General features: G+C 39.5%; 17 protein-coding genes and 1 other RNA gene. 10 read left to right on the forward strand and 8 right to left on the reverse strand.

Annotation, left to right across the window (positions count from 1 at the left end; genetic code table 11):
• Positions 1-321: 321 nt before the first annotated feature.
• Together HU830_RS00005 and HU830_RS00010 are read right to left on the reverse strand one after the other, a co-directional pair.
• Entirely contained in the window at positions 322-1,308 is a 987-nt protein-coding gene (locus HU830_RS00005; protein WP_176941768.1) for a LacI family DNA-binding transcriptional regulator, read from the reverse strand.
• Positions 1,309-1,320: 12 nt separating this feature from the next.
• Positions 1,321-2,751: a sucrose-6-phosphate hydrolase gene (locus HU830_RS00010; protein WP_176941769.1), complete on the reverse strand. Its 1,431-nt coding sequence runs from the start codon at positions 2,749-2,751 to the stop codon at positions 1,321-1,323.
• Positions 2,752-2,915: 164 nt separating this feature from the next.
• Here HU830_RS00010 and HU830_RS00015 point away from each other — a divergent pair, with 164 nt between their 5' ends.
• Both HU830_RS00015 and HU830_RS00020 read left to right on the forward strand, forming a co-directional pair.
• Positions 2,916-4,868 (forward strand): sucrose-specific PTS transporter subunit IIBC, encoded by a 1,953-nt coding sequence (locus HU830_RS00015; RefSeq protein ID WP_176941770.1) that lies wholly within the window; start codon positions 2,916-2,918, stop codon positions 4,866-4,868.
• 25 nt (positions 4,869-4,893) lie between these two features.
• Positions 4,894-5,775, forward strand: a complete 882-nt coding sequence (locus tag HU830_RS00020) for an ROK family protein (protein WP_176941771.1) — start codon at positions 4,894-4,896, stop codon at positions 5,773-5,775.
• 134 nt (positions 5,776-5,909) lie between these two features.
• On the opposite strand, the gene HU830_RS00025 is transcribed toward HU830_RS00020, so the two are convergent.
• Positions 5,910-6,962 (reverse strand): M24 family metallopeptidase, encoded by a 1,053-nt coding sequence (locus HU830_RS00025; protein WP_176941772.1) that lies wholly within the window; start codon positions 6,960-6,962, stop codon positions 5,910-5,912.
• 97 nt (positions 6,963-7,059) lie between these two features.
• Here HU830_RS00025 and ssrA point away from each other — a divergent pair.
• The 3 genes from ssrA to HU830_RS00040 all read left to right on the forward strand — a co-directional run bounded on the left by ssrA (position 7,060) and on the right by HU830_RS00040 (position 10,106).
• Positions 7,060-7,426: a transfer-messenger RNA gene (gene ssrA / locus HU830_RS00030) on the forward strand.
• Between the two features lie 148 nt (positions 7,427-7,574).
• Complete coding sequence (locus HU830_RS00035; RefSeq protein ID WP_176941773.1) at positions 7,575-8,870, forward strand: alkaline phosphatase family protein; 1,296 nt, start codon at positions 7,575-7,577, stop codon at positions 8,868-8,870.
• Positions 8,871-10,106: an MFS transporter gene (locus HU830_RS00040; RefSeq protein ID WP_176941774.1), complete on the forward strand. Its 1,236-nt coding sequence runs from the start codon at positions 8,871-8,873 to the stop codon at positions 10,104-10,106.
• A gap of 88 nt (positions 10,107-10,194) precedes the next feature.
• Here the strand turns inward: HU830_RS00040 and HU830_RS00045 are convergent, their stop codons facing one another.
• Together HU830_RS00045 and HU830_RS00050 are read right to left on the reverse strand one after the other, a co-directional pair.
• Positions 10,195-11,193, reverse strand: a complete 999-nt coding sequence (locus HU830_RS00045) for an NAD(P)-dependent oxidoreductase (RefSeq protein WP_176941775.1) — start codon at positions 11,191-11,193, stop codon at positions 10,195-10,197.
• Positions 11,194-11,217: 24 nt separating this feature from the next.
• A complete protein-coding gene (locus HU830_RS00050) occupies positions 11,218-12,279 on the reverse strand; it encodes an AEC family transporter (protein ID WP_176941776.1) in 1,062 nt (353 codons plus the stop codon).
• A 194-nt stretch (positions 12,280-12,473) separates the two neighbouring features.
• On the opposite strand from HU830_RS00050, the gene HU830_RS00055 reads away from it, so the two are divergent.
• Positions 12,474-12,671 carry a hypothetical protein gene (locus HU830_RS00055; protein ID WP_176941777.1) on the forward strand — a complete coding sequence of 66 codons (198 nt, stop codon included), beginning with the start codon at positions 12,474-12,476 and terminating at the stop codon, positions 12,669-12,671.
• 109 nt (positions 12,672-12,780) lie between these two features.
• Here HU830_RS00055 and HU830_RS00060 read toward each other — a convergent pair whose 3' ends face one another.
• A complete protein-coding gene (locus HU830_RS00060; RefSeq protein WP_176941778.1) occupies positions 12,781-13,251 on the reverse strand; it encodes a nucleoside 2-deoxyribosyltransferase in 471 nt (156 codons plus the stop codon).
• 157 nt (positions 13,252-13,408) lie between these two features.
• Between HU830_RS00060 and HU830_RS00065 the strand changes: the two genes are divergently transcribed.
• Both HU830_RS00065 and HU830_RS00070 read left to right on the forward strand, forming a co-directional pair.
• Positions 13,409-14,140, forward strand: coding sequence for a response regulator transcription factor (locus tag HU830_RS00065; protein ID WP_176941779.1), 732 nt, complete (start codon positions 13,409-13,411; stop codon positions 14,138-14,140).
• A complete protein-coding gene (locus tag HU830_RS00070; protein WP_176941780.1) occupies positions 14,137-15,624 on the forward strand; it encodes a sensor histidine kinase in 1,488 nt (495 codons plus the stop codon). Before HU830_RS00065 ends, HU830_RS00070 begins: the two co-directional genes overlap by 4 nt.
• A gap of 179 nt (positions 15,625-15,803) precedes the next feature.
• On the opposite strand, the gene HU830_RS00075 is transcribed toward HU830_RS00070, so the two are convergent.
• Positions 15,804-17,933: an LTA synthase family protein gene (locus tag HU830_RS00075; RefSeq protein ID WP_176941781.1), complete on the reverse strand. Its 2,130-nt coding sequence runs from the start codon at positions 17,931-17,933 to the stop codon at positions 15,804-15,806.
• 87 nt (positions 17,934-18,020) lie between these two features.
• On the opposite strand from HU830_RS00075, the gene HU830_RS00080 reads away from it, so the two are divergent.
• A complete protein-coding gene (locus HU830_RS00080; RefSeq protein WP_176941782.1) occupies positions 18,021-18,623 on the forward strand; it encodes a VanZ family protein in 603 nt (200 codons plus the stop codon).
• A gap of 71 nt (positions 18,624-18,694) precedes the next feature.
• Entirely contained in the window at positions 18,695-20,035 is a 1,341-nt protein-coding gene (locus HU830_RS00085) for a glucose-6-phosphate isomerase (RefSeq protein WP_176941783.1), read from the forward strand.
• A gap of 145 nt (positions 20,036-20,180) precedes the next feature.
• On the opposite strand, the gene HU830_RS00090 is transcribed toward HU830_RS00085, so the two are convergent.
• Positions 20,181-21,113, reverse strand: a complete 933-nt coding sequence (locus tag HU830_RS00090; RefSeq protein ID WP_176941784.1) for a glycosyltransferase family 2 protein — start codon at positions 21,111-21,113, stop codon at positions 20,181-20,183.
• Positions 21,114-21,263 lie beyond the last annotated feature (150 nt).

Below are 21,263 nucleotides of genomic sequence, written 5' to 3' on the forward strand. Positions count from 1 at the left end.
CAAGGTAAAGAGGTTCTCTGGATATTAGGGCCTAGAGACAGAATATGATGCTTAGTTTTACTTCTGCCATCCTTATTCACCGTGGGAACGTGGCAGCAATGAATACTTCAACCGTAAATTACGGAAGTTTTTAGAGCCTGTTCGGATTAAACTTGTAATCTGCCCGAAGGAAAAACTGATAATTAAATTTTTTGAACAAAAATAGCCTCATCTTGCTTGCAGATCGAACTCAAGCTGATAAGGCTTAATTTTTTTAATTAACTAACGGCTATTGGCAACAAGATCTTCTGATTAGAAAGGCCAGTTAGCCTCAGGATGGTACTAGTTGCCCAAAAGTGACTTAGCAGCATAACGCTTAACCGGTAAAACATAACGGTCTTCTAATTGGATCTGTGGATCTTGGATTCTTTTAAGGAGAAGTTCAATTAGGAGTGCACTGATCGCCGTAATTGGTTGGACAATAGTGGCTAGATCGGGATAGTAGTTCCGAATTAAGGCCGTGCCGTCGTAGCCAATAACGCGTAATTGTTCAGGAATTTTGATTCCTAAACTATGAGCAATTTGTATGGTCATAATCGCGGTCATATCATCGGTAGCAAAGATTCCCTCGGGGACATGCTGGCTTAATTTTTGTTGAATCGTCGTCCATTTAACTTCTGCTGCCATGGCAAAGGGTAACTCAACTATTGTGGGTGCCAAATGATTTTCCGCGAGTACAGTTTGATAGCCGCGTAAACGTTCATTGGTGGGATTTCCTGGATCGTTAGCTCCCGTCAAGAGCCAGATATCTTGGGCACCAGTCTCTAACAAAGCTCCGGTTGCTAAACGGGCTCCGGTATAATTATCAGAACTGACAATGGGAATTGTTTCTCCCAAATCGCGATCAAAGGAAATCAAAGGAGCTTTAATTTCTTGATACTCGGGAATAGTTAAATTGTGCGCCCCAGCAATAATCCCATCGACTTGATTAGCTAAGAGCATTCGAACGTAAGAACGTTCTTTTTGGGCATCACCAAGGGAATTGCAGAGCATCACCCGATAACCTTTTTGAAATAACTGACTTTCCAGAGTTTGGACTAGTTCGCCAAAGAAGGGATTACTGACTCCGGGAAAAATAAGACCGATAAGTTGGGTCTTTTTGCCTTGAAGAGAGCGGGCCAAACTATTAGGCTGATAATTTAGTTCTTGCATCGCAGTAAAGACTTTTTGCTTGGTTTTCTCAGATAATGAACCATAATTATTAATCACTCGAGAAACGGTTGTGACCGAAACCCCGGCTAGGGCGGCAACATCGGCTAGTTTGGCCATGAAATGGCCTCCTTAGAAAATTTTTTGAAGTCGTTGACCAGTAATTTTTACGGAAATATTAAGTTGAGTCTGAATGCGCCAATCATTAGTGGTGGGGAAGAAACGTCCTGAAACCACCTTTTGTCCACCATCAAGGAAAAGTTCAAAACTGGAGGCATCTAACCATAATTTGAGTTGATGGGCTCCCGAATCTAAAGCTATGGTTCGAGTATCACCATAATCGGAGATAATTGCTTGACCGGCTTGCTGACGATCAATGGTTAGCGTTTTTTGATCTGCTTGAAATTGGAAGCTTAATTGTTCCGTCGAATTGCCTAGGGTGATTGTTCCTGTAGGTAAGGTTTTTAAATCAAAGGTTAAAACTTCATTGAATCTTAGTTTATCATGTAATGGGTCAAATTTTTCGGAACTTGTCGGAATAGTTACTGGAACTTGGATTAATTTTCCGTTTTGAAGGTGTAATTGCTTGACTAAACTTAAGCAACCCTGCCAATCTTCTTGATCAGTCGGATAAACTATTTCCGGGAGACTTAACCAGCTAATGGCATAGCTTTCTTTATGAGGACCATTGACGACTTGGGTGGCATAACAATCAAAACCTTCGTCGAAATTTTGGAGCGGACAGGGGTTAATTAATTTGGCCTGCTGCCAGTCAATTCCGTCTGCCAGCAGATACATATTGGGATAAATATTAGCATAGGGAACTTGGGTGCGATCTAAACCTTGGGGACAAAAAATCAGCGCTACTTGTCCATCAACGAAAGCTAAATTAGGACATTCAATCATGAAGCCGAGATCTTCACCTAAGTCTAAGGGGCCGATTAAATTCCAAGGACCAGTGGGTTTAGCAGCCTGATATAAGAGAATGGCTCCTTTTTGGGATTGGGTCTGAGCGCCAATTAAAGCATAGTATTGTCCATCAACGAAGAGAATCTGGGGATCTCTAAAATTGGCTGTATATCCAGCAGGCTGTTTAATTAGCGGAATTTCTTGGGTGCCTAAATGCTGATCTTGATCCAACCAATTTCCCACTTGAGTACTTATTCGACCGCCGTCGGGAGTCCGAACATTGCCGGTGTACATCAAAAAAAGTTGATCATCAATTGGTAAAGCTGATCCGGAATAGACACCGTGGGTGCTATAAGGACTTTGCGGTTCTAAAAAGAGATCTTCTTCTCGCCAGTGAACTAAATCTGGTGAGGATAAGTAATGCCAAGATTTTAAACCATGAACCGCACCAAAAGGAAAGTTTTGATAAGCGAGATACCACCGTTGATTAAAATAGGCAAAACCATTGGGATCATTCAGTAAACCCGATTGCGGTTGAATATGGTAATTGAGGTGCCAAATTGATCCGGCCTGTCTTTTTTGCAAACACTCTAGTTCAGCCGGGCTGTAACTGGCATAAGGGGCATAACGTTCTTTGCTAGTCCAAGTTTTCATTATAGGAAGCCTCCATTTGATTAACGATTCTTGTTGATATCTTAGCATAGAATACGCTTTTTTTCTATAATTTGATAAACGTTTGACAATTTATCAGGAAACGATTACAATTATTTTTGTGAGAGCTATCAAAAATAACAATAAAGCATACTGGAGGAATCCTGATGGATCATAAACAGGCAGCTCAAAGCATTTTGAGTCAAGTTGGAAAGGATAATATTATTGCCGCCGCTCACTGTGCGACACGTTTACGCTTAGTAATTAGAGATGAGTCCAAAATTAATCAACAAGCTTTAGATAATAATCCAGCGGTGAAGGGGACTTTTCGGGTTAATGGTCAATACCAAATTATTATTGGTCCTGGAGATGTTGATAAAGTTTATGCTCATCTAATTGCCATGACGGGTTTAAAAGAAGCAACACCAGATGATTTAAAAGAAATTGCGGCTGCCGATCAAAAGCCCAATCCGGTCATGGCCTTGGTCAAAGTCTTATCGGATATCTTTATTCCTCTAATCCCGGCTTTAGTAGCTGGGGGGTTATTAATGGCTTTAAATAACGTTTTAACTTCGAAAGATTTATTTGGACCGCAAGCCTTAGTCACTATGTATCCGGGAATTAAAGGGATTGCGGAGATGGTTAATACTTTTGCTTCTGCACCTTTTACTTTCTTACCTGTTCTTTTAGGATTTTCTGCTACTCGGCGTTTTGGGGGGAACGCTTACTTAGGTGCCACTATGGGAATGATTATGGTGATGCCAGTGCTTGTGAATGGTTATGGGGTCTCCGCGGCTTTAGCCAATGGATCAATGCACTATTGGAATATTTTTGGGTGGCATGTTGCTCAAGCAGGTTATCAAGGGCAGGTTCTCCCAGTTTTAGCAGTGGCCTTCATTTTGGCGAAAGTTGAAAAGTGGTTGCATAAAAGAATGCCCGCCACCTTGGACTTTACTTTTACGCCCATGTTAAGCATTATTTTAGTAGCTTTTTTGACCTTTGCCTTTGTCGGTCCAGTTTTGCGGATTGTGGGAAATGGTCTGACTGATGGCATTGTCTTCCTGTATGATAAATCTGGTTTTATTGGTTCAACAATTTTTGGTTTAGTTTATTCGCCGGTAGTTATTACCGGTTTACATCAAAGCTTTCCCGCAATAGAAACCCAATTGTTAGCAAATGTAGCTAAAACTGGCGGTGATTTTTTCTTCCCAATCGCTTCCATGGCTAACGTTGGTCAAGCAGCCGCTTGTTTAGCAATCTTTTTCTTGAGTCGTGACGCTAAAGAAAAGGGTCTGTCTTCTTCAGCCGGAATTTCAGCTCTTTTAGGAATTACTGAACCAGCTATCTTTGGGGTTAACTTGAAGAAACGCTTTCCTTTCTTTATGGGGATGTTAGGCAGTGCTGTAGGCTGTTTCTTTGTTGGTCTTTTTGGGGTTCGGTCAACAGCTCTTGGTTCTGCCGGAGTTATTGGTTTCATTTCGCTTCCGGTCAAATATTATTTTCCTTTCTTTCTAGCTTTATTGGCAAGTATGGTGGTCGCTTTCTTCGGAACTTTCCTCTACGGTCATCGAGTTTTAGGACAAGAAGTAGATTCTCCAGCTCAACAGCCGACTAGCAACAAAGTAGTTGATGGAACTATTAGTGCACCAGTAACTGGGAAAGTAGAAAGTTTAAAGCAAGTAACTGATCAAGTTTTTGCCAGTGAAATGATGGGTAAGGGAGCAGCCATTATTCCCCAAGAAGAAAAGGTTTATGCACCGGTTACGGGAACAATTACGGTGGCTTATCCAACTAAGCATGCTTACGGCCTTTTAGCTGATGACGGAACAGAAGTTTTAATTCATTTGGGAATTGATACCGTAAAGCTCAATGGAAAATATTTCACAACGCAAGTTCAGCCAGGTCAACATGTTCAAGTAGGCGAACTTTTGGGAACCTTTGATCTTGCGGCAATTAAAAAGGCCGGTTACGATCCAACGGTAATGGTTGTGGTTACAAATACCGATAAGTATGCTAGTGTTGCACGGATTGAAATTCAAAAAATTGAACATGGTCAGAATTTATTAGCTTTAACTCAAGCCGAGAAAGTTAGTGCAGTAGCAACCGCAGAAGATAATTAGCTAGGCAAGAAAGGAATTCTAGGATATGTTAGTAGGAAGTATTGAAGCTGGGGGAACTAAATTTGTCTGTGCAGTGGGAAATGAACATGGCACGGTTCAAGATCAGATTGTAATTCCCACAACGACACCACAAGAAACTTTGGAGCAAACTGTTGCTTATTTTCAACGATTTAAATTACAAGCTTTGGGAATCGCTTCCTTTGGTCCTTTAGAAATTGATCCGCAGCAAAAAAATTATGGATATATTACCAACACTCCGAAATTGGCTTGGCAAAACACCGACTTTGTTGGACCTTTGAAGCAGGCTTTAGCGGTTCCAATTGCATGGACAACTGATGTTAATGGATCAGCTTACGGCGAATATCAACAAGCTTTGGCCACGGGAGAACAGTTATCGTCCCTCGTTTATTACACGATTGGAACTGGGGTTGGCGGTGGAGCCGTTATTAACGGTCAATTATTAGGAAGTGCGGGTCATCCGGAAATGGGGCATGTTTTGGTAAAACGTCACCCTAATGATTTAGATTTTTCGGGAATTTGTCCCTATCACCATGATTGTTTAGAAGGCTTAGCTTCTGGGCCAACTTTTCTGGCTCGGACAGGAAAACCAGGGACTGAAGTAGCTTTAAATGATCCAGTTTGGGAAATTATGTCTTATTATGTAGCCCAAGCTTTACTACAAACAACTTTAATCTTACGTCCTAATCGAATTATCTTAGGTGGTGGAGTAATGGGGCTGGAATTCTTACAAAAGATCCGTCAACAATTTAAAAAATTATTGAATGGCTATTTGACTCTGCCAGCTTTGGATGATTATTTACAATTGCCGCAGGTGGCGGGGAATGGTTCAGCAACCTTGGGTAATTTAATTATGGCAGCACAACAAATTCCTATGACGATTAGTTAAAGTATCTTTAAACTTAGCCGCTAAAAAACAGGCTGTTTATTGAAAGCAAGTCTGATCGATAATTAGGATAGTTAAAAAGCGTGGGAAAAATTTTATTTTCCTACGCTTTTTCAGTAGCTGGCGATTTCGTTAAACTATAAAATTTGAAATTCTTTGGAACTTTGGGTTAACCAATTGACTTGTCCTTGTTCATCAAGATATAAGTCATCTTCGATCCGAACTCCACCAAGATCTGGAAGATAAATTCCCGGTTCTAGGGTGAAGGTAAAGTTTGGTTTTAGTAATTCTGAAGTTTGGGCATTAATAGTAGGATATTCATGACACTCACGGCCAACGCCATGACCAGTACCGTGCATAAATTCAAGACCGTAACCAGCTTGATCAACTAGCTGATGCGCGAGGATATCAATTTCAGCTAGTGATTGACCCAGATGAAGCTGGGCAGCGACTTTCATCTGACAATTGCGCACAATTTGATAAATCTCCGCTAGTTGGGGCGAGACACTGCCTACTGCGACAGTCCGAGTGATGTCTGAATCATAGCCTTCATAAATAAAACCGAAATCAAGGACAACTAATTCATGCGCCGCAATTTTTTTGGAAGTCGCACTACCATGGGGCATAGCTGAACGAGTTCCTGAAGCCACGATAGTGGGAAAAGAAACCCCGCTGGCTCCTAATTTCTTACCCCAAAACTCCATTTCGGCGGCAAGATCTGTTTCCCGGATTCCGGGCTTAATGAAGGGCAGAATATGTTCGAAAACTTGATCAGCGATTTGGGCTGCTTGTTGTACTTTGGCAACTTCAGAAGCCGTTTTTTGCATCCGGATTTTTTCGACTAAATAGTGAGAATCAGTTAATTTTAAATTTTGTTCTTGAAGAGCTTGATAAGTGCGAGCTGTCAAAAAGTCGGGTTCAATCAGAATCTGAGTTAGCTGGTGTTTTTGGAGCCAATTAGGTAAGGCTTGATTTTTGCGGTCAATTAGAGTCCAGGTATCTTCTAATTCTTGTAAAGAAGTAATAAAACGACCGTCGGTATAAATATATTGTTGGTCTAAAGTAATAATGAGAAAACCCTCAAAATCAGAATCATCGAGAAAATAAGTACAATTTGCTTCATGACTGATTAAAATTGCTTGTTGATCGTATTCTTGTAAGTAAGCTTGAATTTTAGCAATTGCCTCCATGCGTTTTCCTCCTTAAACATAAATTTTAAAGCTAGTATAGCATAGTTAGATTAATTTGAAATTAAGATTTAATTATGCTACAATATTCTTGCTTAACGGGGATGTTCTGGATTCGACATTGGTAGTTGAGCACTGGTTGCATCTCGTAGGTTACGTCTACGTTAAAACGTTACAGTTAAATTATAACTGCAAAAAATAATAACAATTCTTACGCTTTAGCTGCTTAATAACAGTCTAAACGTGATCCGTTTAACTAAGCCCAAGGGTTAATGCGGGTCTCAAATAATTGGGCTACGTTCTTAGCTCCCACCTCTAGTTAAGAAAAGAGACACTCAGGTTAGTTGTTAAGATTAGCCTCGTGACACGGCGCACTTGGCAATGAAAATTAAATAGTGTGACTATGGATGTAGATACTGGTGTGGCAGTACTGATGGACAGGAGTTCGATTCTCCTCATCTCCATCAATTAAAAGAGACTTCAACGCAAACCGTTGAGGTCTCTTTTTTGATAGCCAAAAAGATCAAGCCCTTAACTAACTATTGGCTAAAAGAATAGTTATAATTTATGATACAATTCTTATTAGAAATTAAACTTTATAAGGTGATGGTGAAGATGGCGGCAGCGAGACGTTTAGTGATTATTTCCTTGGATGCCCTGGGCTTTCGGGACTTAAATGATCATCAAGCCGAACTTCCAGTCTTGTCGGCTTTAATTTCAGGGGGATCTTGGGTCCAGGCAGTTACGGGGATTTATCCTACTCTGACTTATCCTTCACACACGACAATTATTACGGGACAATATCCGCGGGAACACGGAATCATTAATAATACCAAGCTACAGCCCCAGCGTTTATCACCTGATTGGTATTGGTATCAAAAGGAGATTAAAGTTCCGACCTTGTATGATTTGGCGCATCAGCAGGGGTTAACAACGGCTGCTTTTTTATGGCCGGTGACTGCTGCTAGTAAGATTAACTACAATATTGCGGAGATTTTTCCCAATCGAATTTGGACAAATCAGGTCTTAGTTTCTTTAAAGGCTAGTTCGCCATTCTTTTTATGGGAAATGAATCACAAGTATGGACATTTACGGCAAGGAATCCAACAACCTCAGTTAGATGACTTCATCACTGCTTGTGCAGCAGATACTTTATTACATAAACAGCCTGATTTGGCTTTGATTCATTTAGTAGATTTAGATAGTATGCGTCATCGCTATGGAGTCCGCTCTCCCCAAGCTCTGGCGGCTTTAAAAAGGCTCGATCAGCGCGTAGGACAATTAATTGCGGCAACTAAGCAGGCCGGAACCTTTGCGACAAATAATTTTGTGATTTTAGGGGACCATTATCAAATTGATGTCCAAAAGATGATTCATTTGAATACTCTCTTTGCGCAACAAGGTTGGTTAGCAGCCCGTCCAGATCAAAGTATTGCGCCGGATTGGCGAGTTTTAGCTAAGACTTGTGATGGCGCAAGTTATATTTATACGCGTAACTTTTCAGATCTAGATCGTTTGCGAGATTTAGTTCAGCAAATAGAGGGCGTGGAAAGGGTAATTACGCAAACTGCGGCTTCCCAAAGAGGAGCCGATGATCAATGTAGCCTGATGGTTGAAGCGCAAGCGGGATATTATTTTACTGACCAAAGTCAACGGCCGGAAATTGTTGAAGTGGTTGATCCAGAAAGTTTAGGACAAGCAGATCGTTATCGTGGAGTACATGGTTATGACCCTGATAAACCTGATTATCAGACTACTTTACTTTTTAATGGTCCAGATATTAAGACTCAAACTCGCTTGGCTCAGGCGCGGCTAATTGATGAAGCTCCAACTTTTGCCCGGCTGTTGGAATTGAAATTTCCTAATCCTTTGCCGGGCCGTTGTTTAGATGAAATTTTTAAGGGGAAATAGATGCGGTTTAATAAGCAACAATGGAGTTGGATTTTTAATGATTGGGCTAATTCTGGTTATGGAATTATTGTCACCACCGCTGTTTTACCCCTTTACTTTAAAACAATTGCTCAAGATCAAGGGGTGACTGCGGTAAATGCGACTGCCTATTGGGGGTACGCTAATAGTTTGGGTACTCTTTTAATCGCAATAATAGCTCCTTTTTTAGGAGCGATAGCCGACTATCCGGGAACCAAAAAACATCTTTTGAATTTTTTCTCGCTAATCGGTATTGGAGCAACTTTAGCTTTAAGTTTGGCTCCAGCCCAAGATTGGTGGGAATTATTAGTTGTTTATATTATTTCAATTATTGGATATTCGGGTAGTAATTTGTTTTATGATAGCTTTCTCCCCGATGTTGCAGTTAATCAAGAGATGGATCGTGTTTCTGCTGCTGGTTACGGTTTTGGTTATTTGGGCGGAGTTTTGTCTTTCCTGATTTTCCTTACAGCTTTATTAATTCCTGGAGAGAGCGGATTAAATAACTCCGTGACAGCTCGGGGAAGTTTTATCTTAGCGGCAATTTGGTGGCTGATTTTTTACTTACCGTTTTATAAATGGGGCCAGCAAAAATATGCTTTAACGGCTGTTAAACATCCTTTTCGTTCCAGCTTGCGGCGAGTATGGATGACTGTTAAGCAAGTTGGTAACTATCGAACGATCGTTTGGTTTTTAATTGCCTACTTTTTTTATATCGATGGTGTGGATACTATTTTTACGATGGCGACTTCTATTGGGATGGATTTAGGAATTTCGATGACTACCTTAATGTTGGTCTTGTTGGCCGTCCAGGTTGTGGCCTTCCCTTTCTCCTTAGTCTATGGTTGGTTAGCCCAATATTGGTCGACGCGAAAGGCGATTTTACTGGGAATTGTGATTTATTTGGGAATTTGTTTATATATCTTAAGACTGCGCACGGCAACTGATTTTTGGATTTTGGCTTTGTTGGTCGGGACTAGTCAGGGAGGAATTCAGGCTTTGAGTCGTTCCTACTTTGCGCAAATTATTCCCAAAGATAATGGCAGTGAATTTTTCGGTTTCTATAATATTTTAGGCAAGTTCTCCGCAATTATGGGACCGATCTTAGTAGGAACAATTACCCAAATAACGGGACATTCTACGGTGGGGGCTGCATCTTTAAGTGTCCTATTTCTGATCGGTTTAGTGATCTTTTGCTTCTTGCCATCTTTGAAGTAAGAGTAAAAGATTTTAAAAATCCAAAAGTAAAAAGAGACCCCTGAAAAATTTGGATTTTTCAGGGGTCTCTTTTTTGTCCTTAAATGATTTAGTCAGCTTGAACTAAGTTCGGGCAAGTACCCGTTGTTAAAACTTGGTGGAAGTTATCGTAACTAATTTGAATCATATCAGTTAAAGCTTCTTCGGTGTAAGAACCAATATGTGGCGTGATGAGAACTCGAGGATATAAAGCCAAGAGGCGTTTAAGAGTTGGATCAGGAATTGTAGCTACTTCTTTGCCCAAATATTGTTTTTCGTTGTCTAAAACATCAGTCGCAAAGCCACCTAGATGTCCGTTTTCAAGAGCTGTGGCGACGGCCGAAGTATCAACGATTTCTGCCCGAGCGGTATTGATCAAGATAGCTCCAGGTTTCATTTTCTGGACTAGCTCTTGATTGACGAAGCGGTCATTTTTTCCCGGGAAATAAGGGACGTGCAGCGAAACAATATCCGCTGTCTGGAAAAGTTGATCTTGGTCGACAAATTCAACTATTTTTTGAGCTTGGGGAGATTGAAAAACATCGTAACCTAAAACTCGAGCTCCTAAAGCCCGATAGTTCTGCGCTTCTGTAACTCCAATCCGTCCAGTACCGACAATTCCGACCGTTAAGTCGTGAATCTCACGACTAAATTCTTCAGTCAAAACTTGAAAGTTTTGTTGGTGACTATTAAAGGCGGCCAAACTTAGGTGCCGTTGTAAAGTTAGGCCTAAGCTGAAAGCAAGATCTGCAACAGCATGAGGGGAATAGCTCGGAACTCGGGCCACAATTTGTCCATTAGCTTGGGCGGCTTCTAAGTCAATGTGATTGAAACCCACAGTTCGCGTGAAAATATATTTAATACCCCAATCTTTGAGCTGAGCCAGATTTTTGGCATTCGCGGTACAGTTAGCTCTTAATAAAACCGCATCCATCCCTTGAGCTGTCGCCAGATTTTCTGTAGTTAGCAGCTCAGGGATTAATTTCAATTGATAGTGATATTGGTTTAATTTTTGAAAATATTCAACTTCGTTTTCACGTACGCCATAGGCGGCTATTTTAAAATTCATGATGAGTCCTCTTTTTTTAATTTTTTAAGCAAAGATTCCGGTACCAGCGATTATCGCCAAAATTACAATCCAAATCGGAACCATAATGACCGCGCCAATGGTTGAAATAAAAGAAGCATTGGAAGTTAAAACGGCTTCGCGATCAAAGCCAATCGCATAAGATGCCGCTACAGCGGCTGTTGGGGTAGCCATCATGATAATGATTGTTGCTACAGCGATCTGACTTAAAGGCATAATCTTAGTTACAGTAAGGATGATTAAAAGTAGTAAATTAATGGCCGGAACCACGATGGTCTTCATGGCAGTGTAGTACCATGAGGTCTTGTTCTTAGCAGCAGCTTTGAAGCTCACTTCGCCCAGAGTTGAACCGATGGCTAACCAAGCTAACGGTGAAGAAAGACTGGCTAGGTAAGATAGCGGCTTAAAGATCCATGGTGCAGTGACATCAATCCGGAAGAAAGCCACGTTCACGGCTTGTTTAGTTGTCGGGTCGATACCGCTAATCGTGGGCATCAAGGGTTGAATTAGCCATAAAATTAAGCCCACAAAAGTTGCAATTACCACAGGATTAAGCAACATTTGTTTGATATTTTTCTTGGTCATCTGCAGACCACTCATGGCAATATAGGCATAAGAATAGAGAAAAATTCGATAGCCAATATTAAAAATGGAAGCATACATTGTTCCTTTGGGACCGTACAAAGCAGCGACAATTGGAATTCCAAAGAAAGTAGTGGAACCAAAGGTGGTTAAAATACTTAAAACTGATCGTTTATCGGCATCATAAGATAAGTAAAACAATTTAGTAACAAAAATTAAAATAATGTAAATAATGATTCCGAAGACTAAAATTGCTAGTCCATGGTGCATGGTTTCTTGATTAATCGGAGCCATAAAGGAATTAAAGGCTAAAGCTGGTAAAGAAACGGAAAGCACGATTTTGGTCATCATTTTTCCAAATTTACCATCAAAAATTCCCCGCTTCCGGAGGAAGAAACCTAGTAAAATAATAAAAAGAGTTGAAGAAATGGAGCTAATGATGTTACTGTCAGTGAAGGTTTTCCATAAAATTGAACTGAGCTGCATGATAATCTCTCCTTTGTGATTAATTGAACAACTAATGCCTATTATAGTATAGCCAGTTGAGTTGCACTTGTAAATATTTGTTGAGTTTTTTTATTAAATTGTTAATCTGATTATAAGATTTTGGTTGAAATAAACTAATTATCATTATAAACTACATTGCGGTTGTAAAATCAGAGCAAGAAGGAGAGAAGTTGATGATTCCTCGATTAGTGGCTCTCGCCCTAGTTATAGGTGGAAGTTATCAGATTTATCATAGTCGACGTCAATGGCAAAAACGACAAGGGCAGGCCAAGACCAATTTTTATCGCTGGAATCAAAGCTTGTACTGGAATAATTTGCTGATTGCTAGTAGTTTAATTGTTTTAGCGGTTTTAATTTGGTTTAAGGCCTGAATTACTGCAGCTATTTAAAAAAATAAAGAATTTAATTAATAAAAACAACCGGGTGAAAAATTTTGTTTTTTCATTCGGTTGTTCAGGTTTGATTTTAAGAAATTGTTAGTTAATAAACAGAAACTGCATGTAGCGCAAAATCTAGGTGATTAAAGTCAAAATTGGCTAATTCAGAGATGCGGATGTAGCGGGTAACACTGGGAACCAACATGAGGTTGATCGGCTCGGTACTGGTGTCTGGAATTACGGCGATGATTGGTTTATGACTGGCATAGGCATAGCCAAATTCAAAGGCCATCCCCGAATCTGGCTTTTGGGGAAGAAAAAGTCCACAGACTAGATCGGCGGCATTAATTCCTAAAAGATCATTTTGAAAAGTCCCCATTTGCCAGAGAGGATCGGCGAAAGCTTCAGGATGTTTTTGAACATCTAAATCTTGAAATTGGTGTTCTAGAGGGCGAAAGGAATTATCCCAATCAATACTGGTGTTTTGGCGTAAAGCCTGTTGTCCTTGTTGGAGAAATTCGACTTCTTCTGGAGAAAACCAAGAACAAGCTAGGTAAATGCGACGTTGATTCATAAGCGACTCCTTTAATTAATAAACTTTTAAAAATTATTATAACCTAATTCAAGGCCGAGATGGAGTAGCTTAGTTGGTGTTCTCGTTAGACTTGATTATAATGAATAGTAAGTAACAAGATGATGTTAAATGTTGAAAAATTAGCTGAGGATAAAGCATGAAATTATTAATGATTGAAGATAATAAATCCGTTTCGGAAATGATGGCCATGTTTTTTGAAAAAGAGGATTGGGATGTTAGTTTTGCTTACGATGGAACTCAAGCTTTGGAAATGTTTACCCCCAATCCTCAATCTTGGGATATCGTAACTTTGGATTTAAATTTACCGGGAAAAGATGGTCTGGAGGTAGCCAAAGAGATCCGTAATTTAACCCAATCAGTGCCGATTATTATTTTGACAGCCCGGGATTCAGAAAGTGATCAAGTTTTGGGGCTAGAATATGCCGATGAATATGTGACTAAGCCCTTCAGTCCAATTACTTTGGTTGCCCGGATTAAAGCCCTGTATCGGCGCAGTGAAATTCTGGGAACAGGCAATGAAATTGAAAGTCAGCCGCAAACTACTTCCGAAAAATTTGATGTGCAAACAACGAATTTTAAGCTTAGTAGTTCGACCCGGGCAGCTTATTTATTTGACAAAGAAATTCCCGATTTGACGCCTAAAGAATTCGAATTGTTGAAGACCTTAGCTAAGAAACCCAAGCAAGTTTTTTCTCGGGAACAACTATTGCAACAAGTTTGGGGATATGATTATTTTGGGGATGAACGAACTGTTGATGCCCATATTAAAAAACTACGTCAAAAGGTGGAACAAGTAGGACCTCAGATTATTCAAACCGTTTGGGGAGTGGGCTACAAATTTGACGATTCGGATCTTGATCGTGTATGAAGTTAATTTATCAATATATGCTTTGTTTCCTCTTAGTTGTGACCACTTGTTTGGCAGTTACAGCAGTAGCAATCTATCATTACACGGAAGATCTAGCTTATCGGCACACCTTGACCGAACTAGAAGGCTATTCTGATAACTTACAAAAGCAGGCCTTGAAAATTGATCCGGCAACGGGAAATATCAAAAATATTACAGCTGAAAGCTTGGATCTATTACAGCAGACTTTGGCGAATGATCGCATTGCCATTGATCTTTTTGATCCAGATGGTTATCGCCTCTACCCGCAACCCCGAGGAGACAAGGATCAACGACCGGCTTTTTCACCTAAAATTTTGAAGCGTCTTCAAGACGGAGAAGTTATCTATTCCCGTAATGGTCAAAAAAATCGCCCTCAGGGTTTAAAGACCCAAGATCCGACAACTTATGTTGTGAAGCCGTGGTTCAATCGGGATCAACAACTGAAGGCGATTATTTATCTAGGAATGCCTTGTGTTTCGATCAACACTAGTATGCAAAACGTGCGGCGGAAATTATTGATTACTTTTTTAATTTCGGCGATTATTGCGATTGTGATGAGTTGGTTCTTAGCTAACTTTCAGGTCCGTAAAATTGAGCGCCTGCAAAAGGCTACAAAGCAAATTAAGCATGGCAACTTTAAAGTTGAGGTCCAACAGACTGGGAATGATGAAATCAGTGATTTAGCGGCTGATTTTAATGAAATGGCCCATTCTCTCCAGCTCTCTAATGAAGAAATTCAACGTCAAGAACGACAAAATAAAGAATTTATGATGAATGCTTCCCATGAGATGCGTACCCCCTTAACCACGATTAATGGTTTGTTGGAAGGGTTGGCCTATGATGCAATTCCCAAAAATCTAAGAGCCCATAGTATTGATTTAATGCGCGATGAGACTAAGCGTTTAATTCGCTTGGTTAATGATAACTTGGACTATGAGAAAATTCGAACCAATCAATTGCCCCTGAATCAGACGGAATTTGATGCGGTGCAACCTTTAAGCAATGTTGTTTCTCAACTTCAGGCTAGTGCGAAAGAAGCAAAAAATCAATTGCAATTACAACTTCCTCCTAAATTACCGGTCTATGCTGATTATGATCGGTTTATTCAAATCATCTTTAATATTGTCCAGAATGCAATTCAATTTACTCATCAAGGAAAAATTTTGATTGATGGTCAACGTTTGCCCAAAGAAGCCGCCACGGTGATTACAATTAAAGATAATGGCATTGGGATGACGCCAGCCCAACTGCAAAATATTTGGGTTCGTTATTACAAGGCTGACCCCTCACGGAAAAGCACTAAATATAGTGAGTCAGGTTTAGGCTTAGCGATTGTTCATCAATTGATGGAACAACACCATGATGAAATTGCCGTTACCAGCCATTTTCATCAGGGAACGACTTTTAAATTAACCTTTTATGATGCTGCAGTTATTCAAAAAAGACAAAGTTCTCCTCGATAATTGAGCTTTGTTTAATTCAGTGACTATTAGTGAATGAATTTTGGGAGTTCGAAAAAGTTTAATAATCAACAAAAAAGCCCAGGAAAAATTTTGTGCGGCTTTCTCAAGCTTAGATAAAAAATCTAACTTGTGGAGGTCACTACACAATACAATTTTCTAGGGCTATTTTTATTTAGGTGCTATTTATTATTACTACTTCCGGGAATTTCATAAATCGGATCAGAATTTGTTAATAATTCGGGAGCAGTTGTCTTATATAAATCGGTTGAAGATTTATTATTATTGCGTGAATACAGACTAGTCGAGTTTTTACCCAATTGATCGCGAATTTTGAGAAGCTTTTGAAATTGGTTTTGGTAATTGTAATCAGCAGGGTTAACTGGTCGAAACTCTGGAGGAGTATAGAAGCGGAGCAAATTAGTTTTATTGATTTTATCGGAGAGATCTAGTTGTTGATTTTTTACGCGCGCAATCCGGTTAATTTTTTGTTTTATTTGCGCTGTGGGCTGATCAATGAGAGTTCCGGTACTATTTTGATAAATATTAAAATGACCATTACTATTTAAGACCGTGTACTGTGGGGTGATAAAGGAGCGATTGCGAAAGACGACATTTTGGTCATGGCTAGGAGATAAGAGATCAGTTCCCATGTAAATGTAAGGTTTGGTATCAATTCCTACGAGATGCATTAACGTCGGCAAGACATCAATTTCACCCCCATATTGTTTTTGAATGCCGCCTTTTAACTTCGGCATGTGAATCATGAAGGGGACACGTTGTAAACTTGTATGGTTGAAGGCAGTCCAATTATTAGGATCTTGGCCTAGCAAAGGAGCAAGATCCTTCTCGTCACCTTCGTTAAGTCCAAAGTGATCACCGTATAAAATGACGACTGAATTATCGTAGAGGCCAGAGTCTTTGAGATAATTAAAGAATTCATGGACAGCTTCGTCTAAATAATGAGCTGTAGCAAAGTAGTTATTAACCATGTTGTTGGGAGTGTCCGGCTTTTGAAAATCACCGACATCACTAGCCGATAATTCATAAGGATTGTGGTTGGTGACCGTCAAAAATTTGGTATAGAAAGGTTGTTGTAATTGCTCTAAATACTTAATACTTTCCGCAAATAATAATTTATCTTTACTTCCCCAATAGGTATTACTGTCCGGTGTTTGTTGGTAAGCTTTTTGATCGAAGAAGTAGTTGTAACCCATATTTTTGTAAACCGTATCCCGACTCCAAAAAGAACCAATATTACCGTGAAAAACCGCGCTCGTATAAGCTTGTTTTTGTGCTAAAATAGCTGGTGCTGCTTGAAAAGTATTGTTTGAACCTAAACTCGTGAAAAAAGAGCCTTCTGGTAAGCCAAACAAACTAGTTTCGAGCATCGTTTCGGCATCACTAGTTTTACCTTGGCCGACTTCATGAAAAAAGTTTTCAAAAGCTAAGGTATTATTATCATGATAGAGGCTATTAAGAAAAGGTGTCACCTCTTGATTTTTGATTTTGCTACCGATTAAGAATTGTTGAAAGCTTTCGAGATGAATGATGATAATATTTTTACCTTGAGCTTTGCCAAAGTATTTAGGATTAGGAGCGGCATAGTGTTTTTGAACAAAATTTAAAACAGGATCCATATTTGTTCCTTGTGCACTAGAACGCAAAGTATTACTTTGGGCAGTTTTGAAACTATCGTAGGCTAAAAAGTTATTTAAACCAAGATACTTGACGATATAGGTGCGGTCAAAGGTTCGAACTAATAGTTGAGGTCGGTTAAGTTCGGCTAAGAATAAGTTGGCGGTCATCCCTAAGCAGGCTAAACTAGTGATGATTGCTGCTTGGAGAAGAGAACGGGACCGCGTGTCAGCTTTAATTTGTTTACTGAGTGCTAAAATGATAATGAAAATCAGATCTATTCCATAGAGAAAGTCATGGGGTTGAGCCATGGCAATCGCACTGCTACCCAAGCCCTTGGAAACTTTACTAACATTGATAATTGTATTCATACTAATAAAGTCATTGAACTCGCGATAGTATAAAACATTACTGTAGAGAAGTAAGCTTTCAATAAGGTATAAACCAGCGGCTAGCCAATAGGTTAGACGGGGATTTTTAAAATATAAAGCCAAGCTTAATAAAAATAAAGTTGAAAAAACTGGATTTAAAATTAGTAAAAAATGTTGCATAGGGTCGGCGGCACCCATATTAAAATCACAATAATAAGCGATAACGGTTTTAATCCAAATCAGCAGCACTAAGAAGCTGATCCAGCCTAATCGTTGGGCCAGAAAATTTCTAAACTTACACATATTGTTAATTTCACTCCTGAATCAGAGACTTGAATTTACTTTAATTTTACCATTTTACCACGATAAAATATTGCCTGAGGTGAATTTATGATTTTTTTAAATGAGATATACCGCCAGTTATACTGGAATTGGGCGGGAAAAATCAATCATTTTCCGCTAATTAAATTGACCCTTGAGAGCTTGGATAAAGCAATTTTTTATTTTTTGATTTTTCTAGTCTGTCGCTGCTGTTGGCGACATTATCATCCTCATAAACATTCTTGGCCTTGGGAACTAAGATTATGGTGCTTAGTCATTTACTTATTATTATTATTTTTTTTAACCGTTTTTCGCCAGAGTTATTTTCCTTGGCAGTTACATTTCTACTGGAATCGAGATTGGAGGGCCATTAATTGGCATCCCTTCGTAGAGACTTGGAAATTAACTGCCGGAAGATCACACTTGGATTTTGTCTATAATCTTTTTGGCAATATTTTGTGGTTTATTCCCTGGGGTTATTTGTATCCGCGTTTACGATCCCGTTCACTTCCCGGTTATTGGGTTTTGTTAAGCGGTTGTGGGCTTTCAATTTTGATCGAAAGTTTACAGTTTATCCTATTTACCGGAGTTAGTGATATTGATGATGTGATTTTTAATACTCTAGGAACGATTCTTGGCTACGGCTTATATCACTGGCGCTGGAAGCGGTAATCTAGACTAACATTTTTGCAGGAAGTAGTTTAAAATTAAAGGTATCCGAAGTTAATCTCAAGGAGGAGAAAATGACTCATATTAAATTTGATACTTCTAAGTTGAAGCCTTTTGTTCATGAGAATGAATTGGCAGAAATGCAGGCTCTAGTAACTGCTTGTGATCAAGAATTACGGGCAGGAACTGGTGCTGGCCATGATTTTCGCGGCTTTTTAGATTTACCACAAAATTATGATCAGACTGAATTTGCGCGCATTAAAACTGCGGCGCAAAAGATTCAAAATGATTCCGAAGTTTTTATTGGAATCGGGATTGGTGGCTCTTACTTAGGTGCTCGAGCAGCAATCGACTTTTTGAGTAGTACTTTTTACAATGTAAAAAATGAACGGGATGTTCCCGAAGTTTATTTCTGTGGCAATTCAATCAGCCCTAATTATTTAGCTGATCTATTGGCAGTGATTGGTGATCGAGATTTTAGTATTAACGTAATTTCAAAGTCTGGTACAACCACCGAACCATCGATTGCTTTCCGAATTTTAAAGGCTAAATTAATTGAGAAATACGGGGAAGAAGCTGCTAAAGGGCGAATTTATGCGACAACCGATCGAGCTAAGGGCGCTTTAAAGAGTGAGGCCGATGCTGAAGACTATGCTGAATTCGTTGTTCCTGATGATCTTGGTGGTCGCTTCTCTGTCTTATCCGCTGTTGGGTTGTTGCCGATTGCCGTAGCGGGGATTGACTTAGATCAGTTAATGGCGGGGGCTGCTGCTGCTCGAAGTGACTATCAAGATAGCGATTTAGAGCAAAATGAAGCTTACCAATATGCTGCTTTGCGAAATATTTTATACCGTAAGGGTTATACAACTGAACTGTTAGAAAACTATGAACCTAACTTACAATATTTTGGTGAATGGTGGAAGCAGTTAGCAGGTGAATCTGAAGGTAAGGATCAAAAGGGAATTTTCCCAGCATCAGCTAACTTTTCGACAGATTTGCATTCTTTAGGTCAATATATTCAAGAAGGTCGGCGGAATCTAATGGAAACTGTTTTGATAATCGACCAACCACGTTACGACTTAGAGATTCCGCGAACGGCTGATAATCTTGATGGTTTACAGTATCTCGAAGGCAAGAGTATGGACTATGTAAATAAGAAAGCCTACGAAGGTGTCGTTTTGGCGCATACTGATGGCGGTGTTCCAGTGATGAGTGTCCATTTACCAAAGCAAGATGCTTATACTTTAGGCTATACGATTTACTTCTTTGAAATTGCAATTGCAATTTCCGGTTACTTGAATGGAATTAATCCCTTTAATCAACCAGGAGTAGAAGCTTACAAACAGAATATGTTTGCTTTATTAGGGCGTCCGGGTTATGAAGAATTAGGCCACGAGTTGAATCAACGTTTGTAAATTTGATTCAAAGAACTCCAAGATGGATTTTTCATCTTGGAGTTTTTTTGACTTGTAAATTTGATGAGGTTATTAAAAGGCTACTTAACTATTACCACTAAAAAAGCTTTCCCAAAATTTGGGAAAGCCTAACTATTTAATGAAATTATTTTTTTTCTTTAATAATATAAAGGGGACGATGTTTAACTTCCATGAAGATCTTTCCAATATAGTTTCCGATAACTCCTAGAAAGAAAAGTTGTAAGCCGCCTAAGAAGAGAATTAAAGAGATTGTTGAAGCCCAACCCTTGGTTGGATTGCCTACAAAAATAGTTTGGAAAAAGATGAAGATCAGAGAAACGAAGGCAATGGCCATGACAATTAAGCCTAACCAGCCGGCGATAATCAAGGGAACGGTTGAGAAGTCGGTAATCCCCTCCAGGGAATATTTAAACAAACTCCAGAAGCTCCAACTTGAACTACCCGCAACTCGCTCAACATTTTGGTAGGGAAGGTATTTGGTCTTAAAACCAACCCAAGAAAAAATTCCTTTGGAGAAACGATTATATTCGCTCATTTCTAAAATAGCATCGACCATGCCGCGCCGCATCAAGCGAAAGTCTCGAGCTCCAGGAACAATCTTGGTTTGGGAAATTTGATTAATGATTCGATAAAAAAGATTGGAAAAAAAGGAACGAACGGGCGGCTCACCACTGCGATCAGAGCGCATCGTGCCGATACAATCGTAATCAGTAGTTTCTAAAAGATTAATCATTTCGATGAGCATCGCCGGTGGATCTTGGAGATCAGCATCCATAATCGTTACTAATTCTCCATCGACATTTTTTAGTCCAGCATAGACCCCAGCTTCTTTCCCAAATTGGCGGGAAAATGATAAGTAGTGGCTTTCAATAGTCGGATCCGCTTGTAATTCACGTAGTTTGTTTAAAGTATTGTCTGTTGAGCCGTCGTTAATAAACAAAATATCCGGTTGATAATTAGGTAATTTCTGAAAAGTTTCCGCAATAGCCTGATAAAACAGGGGAGCTGATTCTTCCTCATTGAAACAGGGTACAATAATACTGATTTTTGTTGTCATCTAAGCTTAACCTCGCTAATTATATACTCCTCAATTATAACTTTAATAACCCTAAATTGCTAGTGGGGGGATTATTGCCAGAATTCTCAAGATTGATTGGTTTTTCAATTGCTATTTTTGCTTGCTGAATAGAATTTTTGAAGAGACAAA

This window comes from Bombilactobacillus apium (genome assembly GCF_013385145.1).
Taxonomy (GTDB): Bacteria; Bacillota; Bacilli; order Lactobacillales; family Lactobacillaceae; genus Bombilactobacillus; species Bombilactobacillus apium.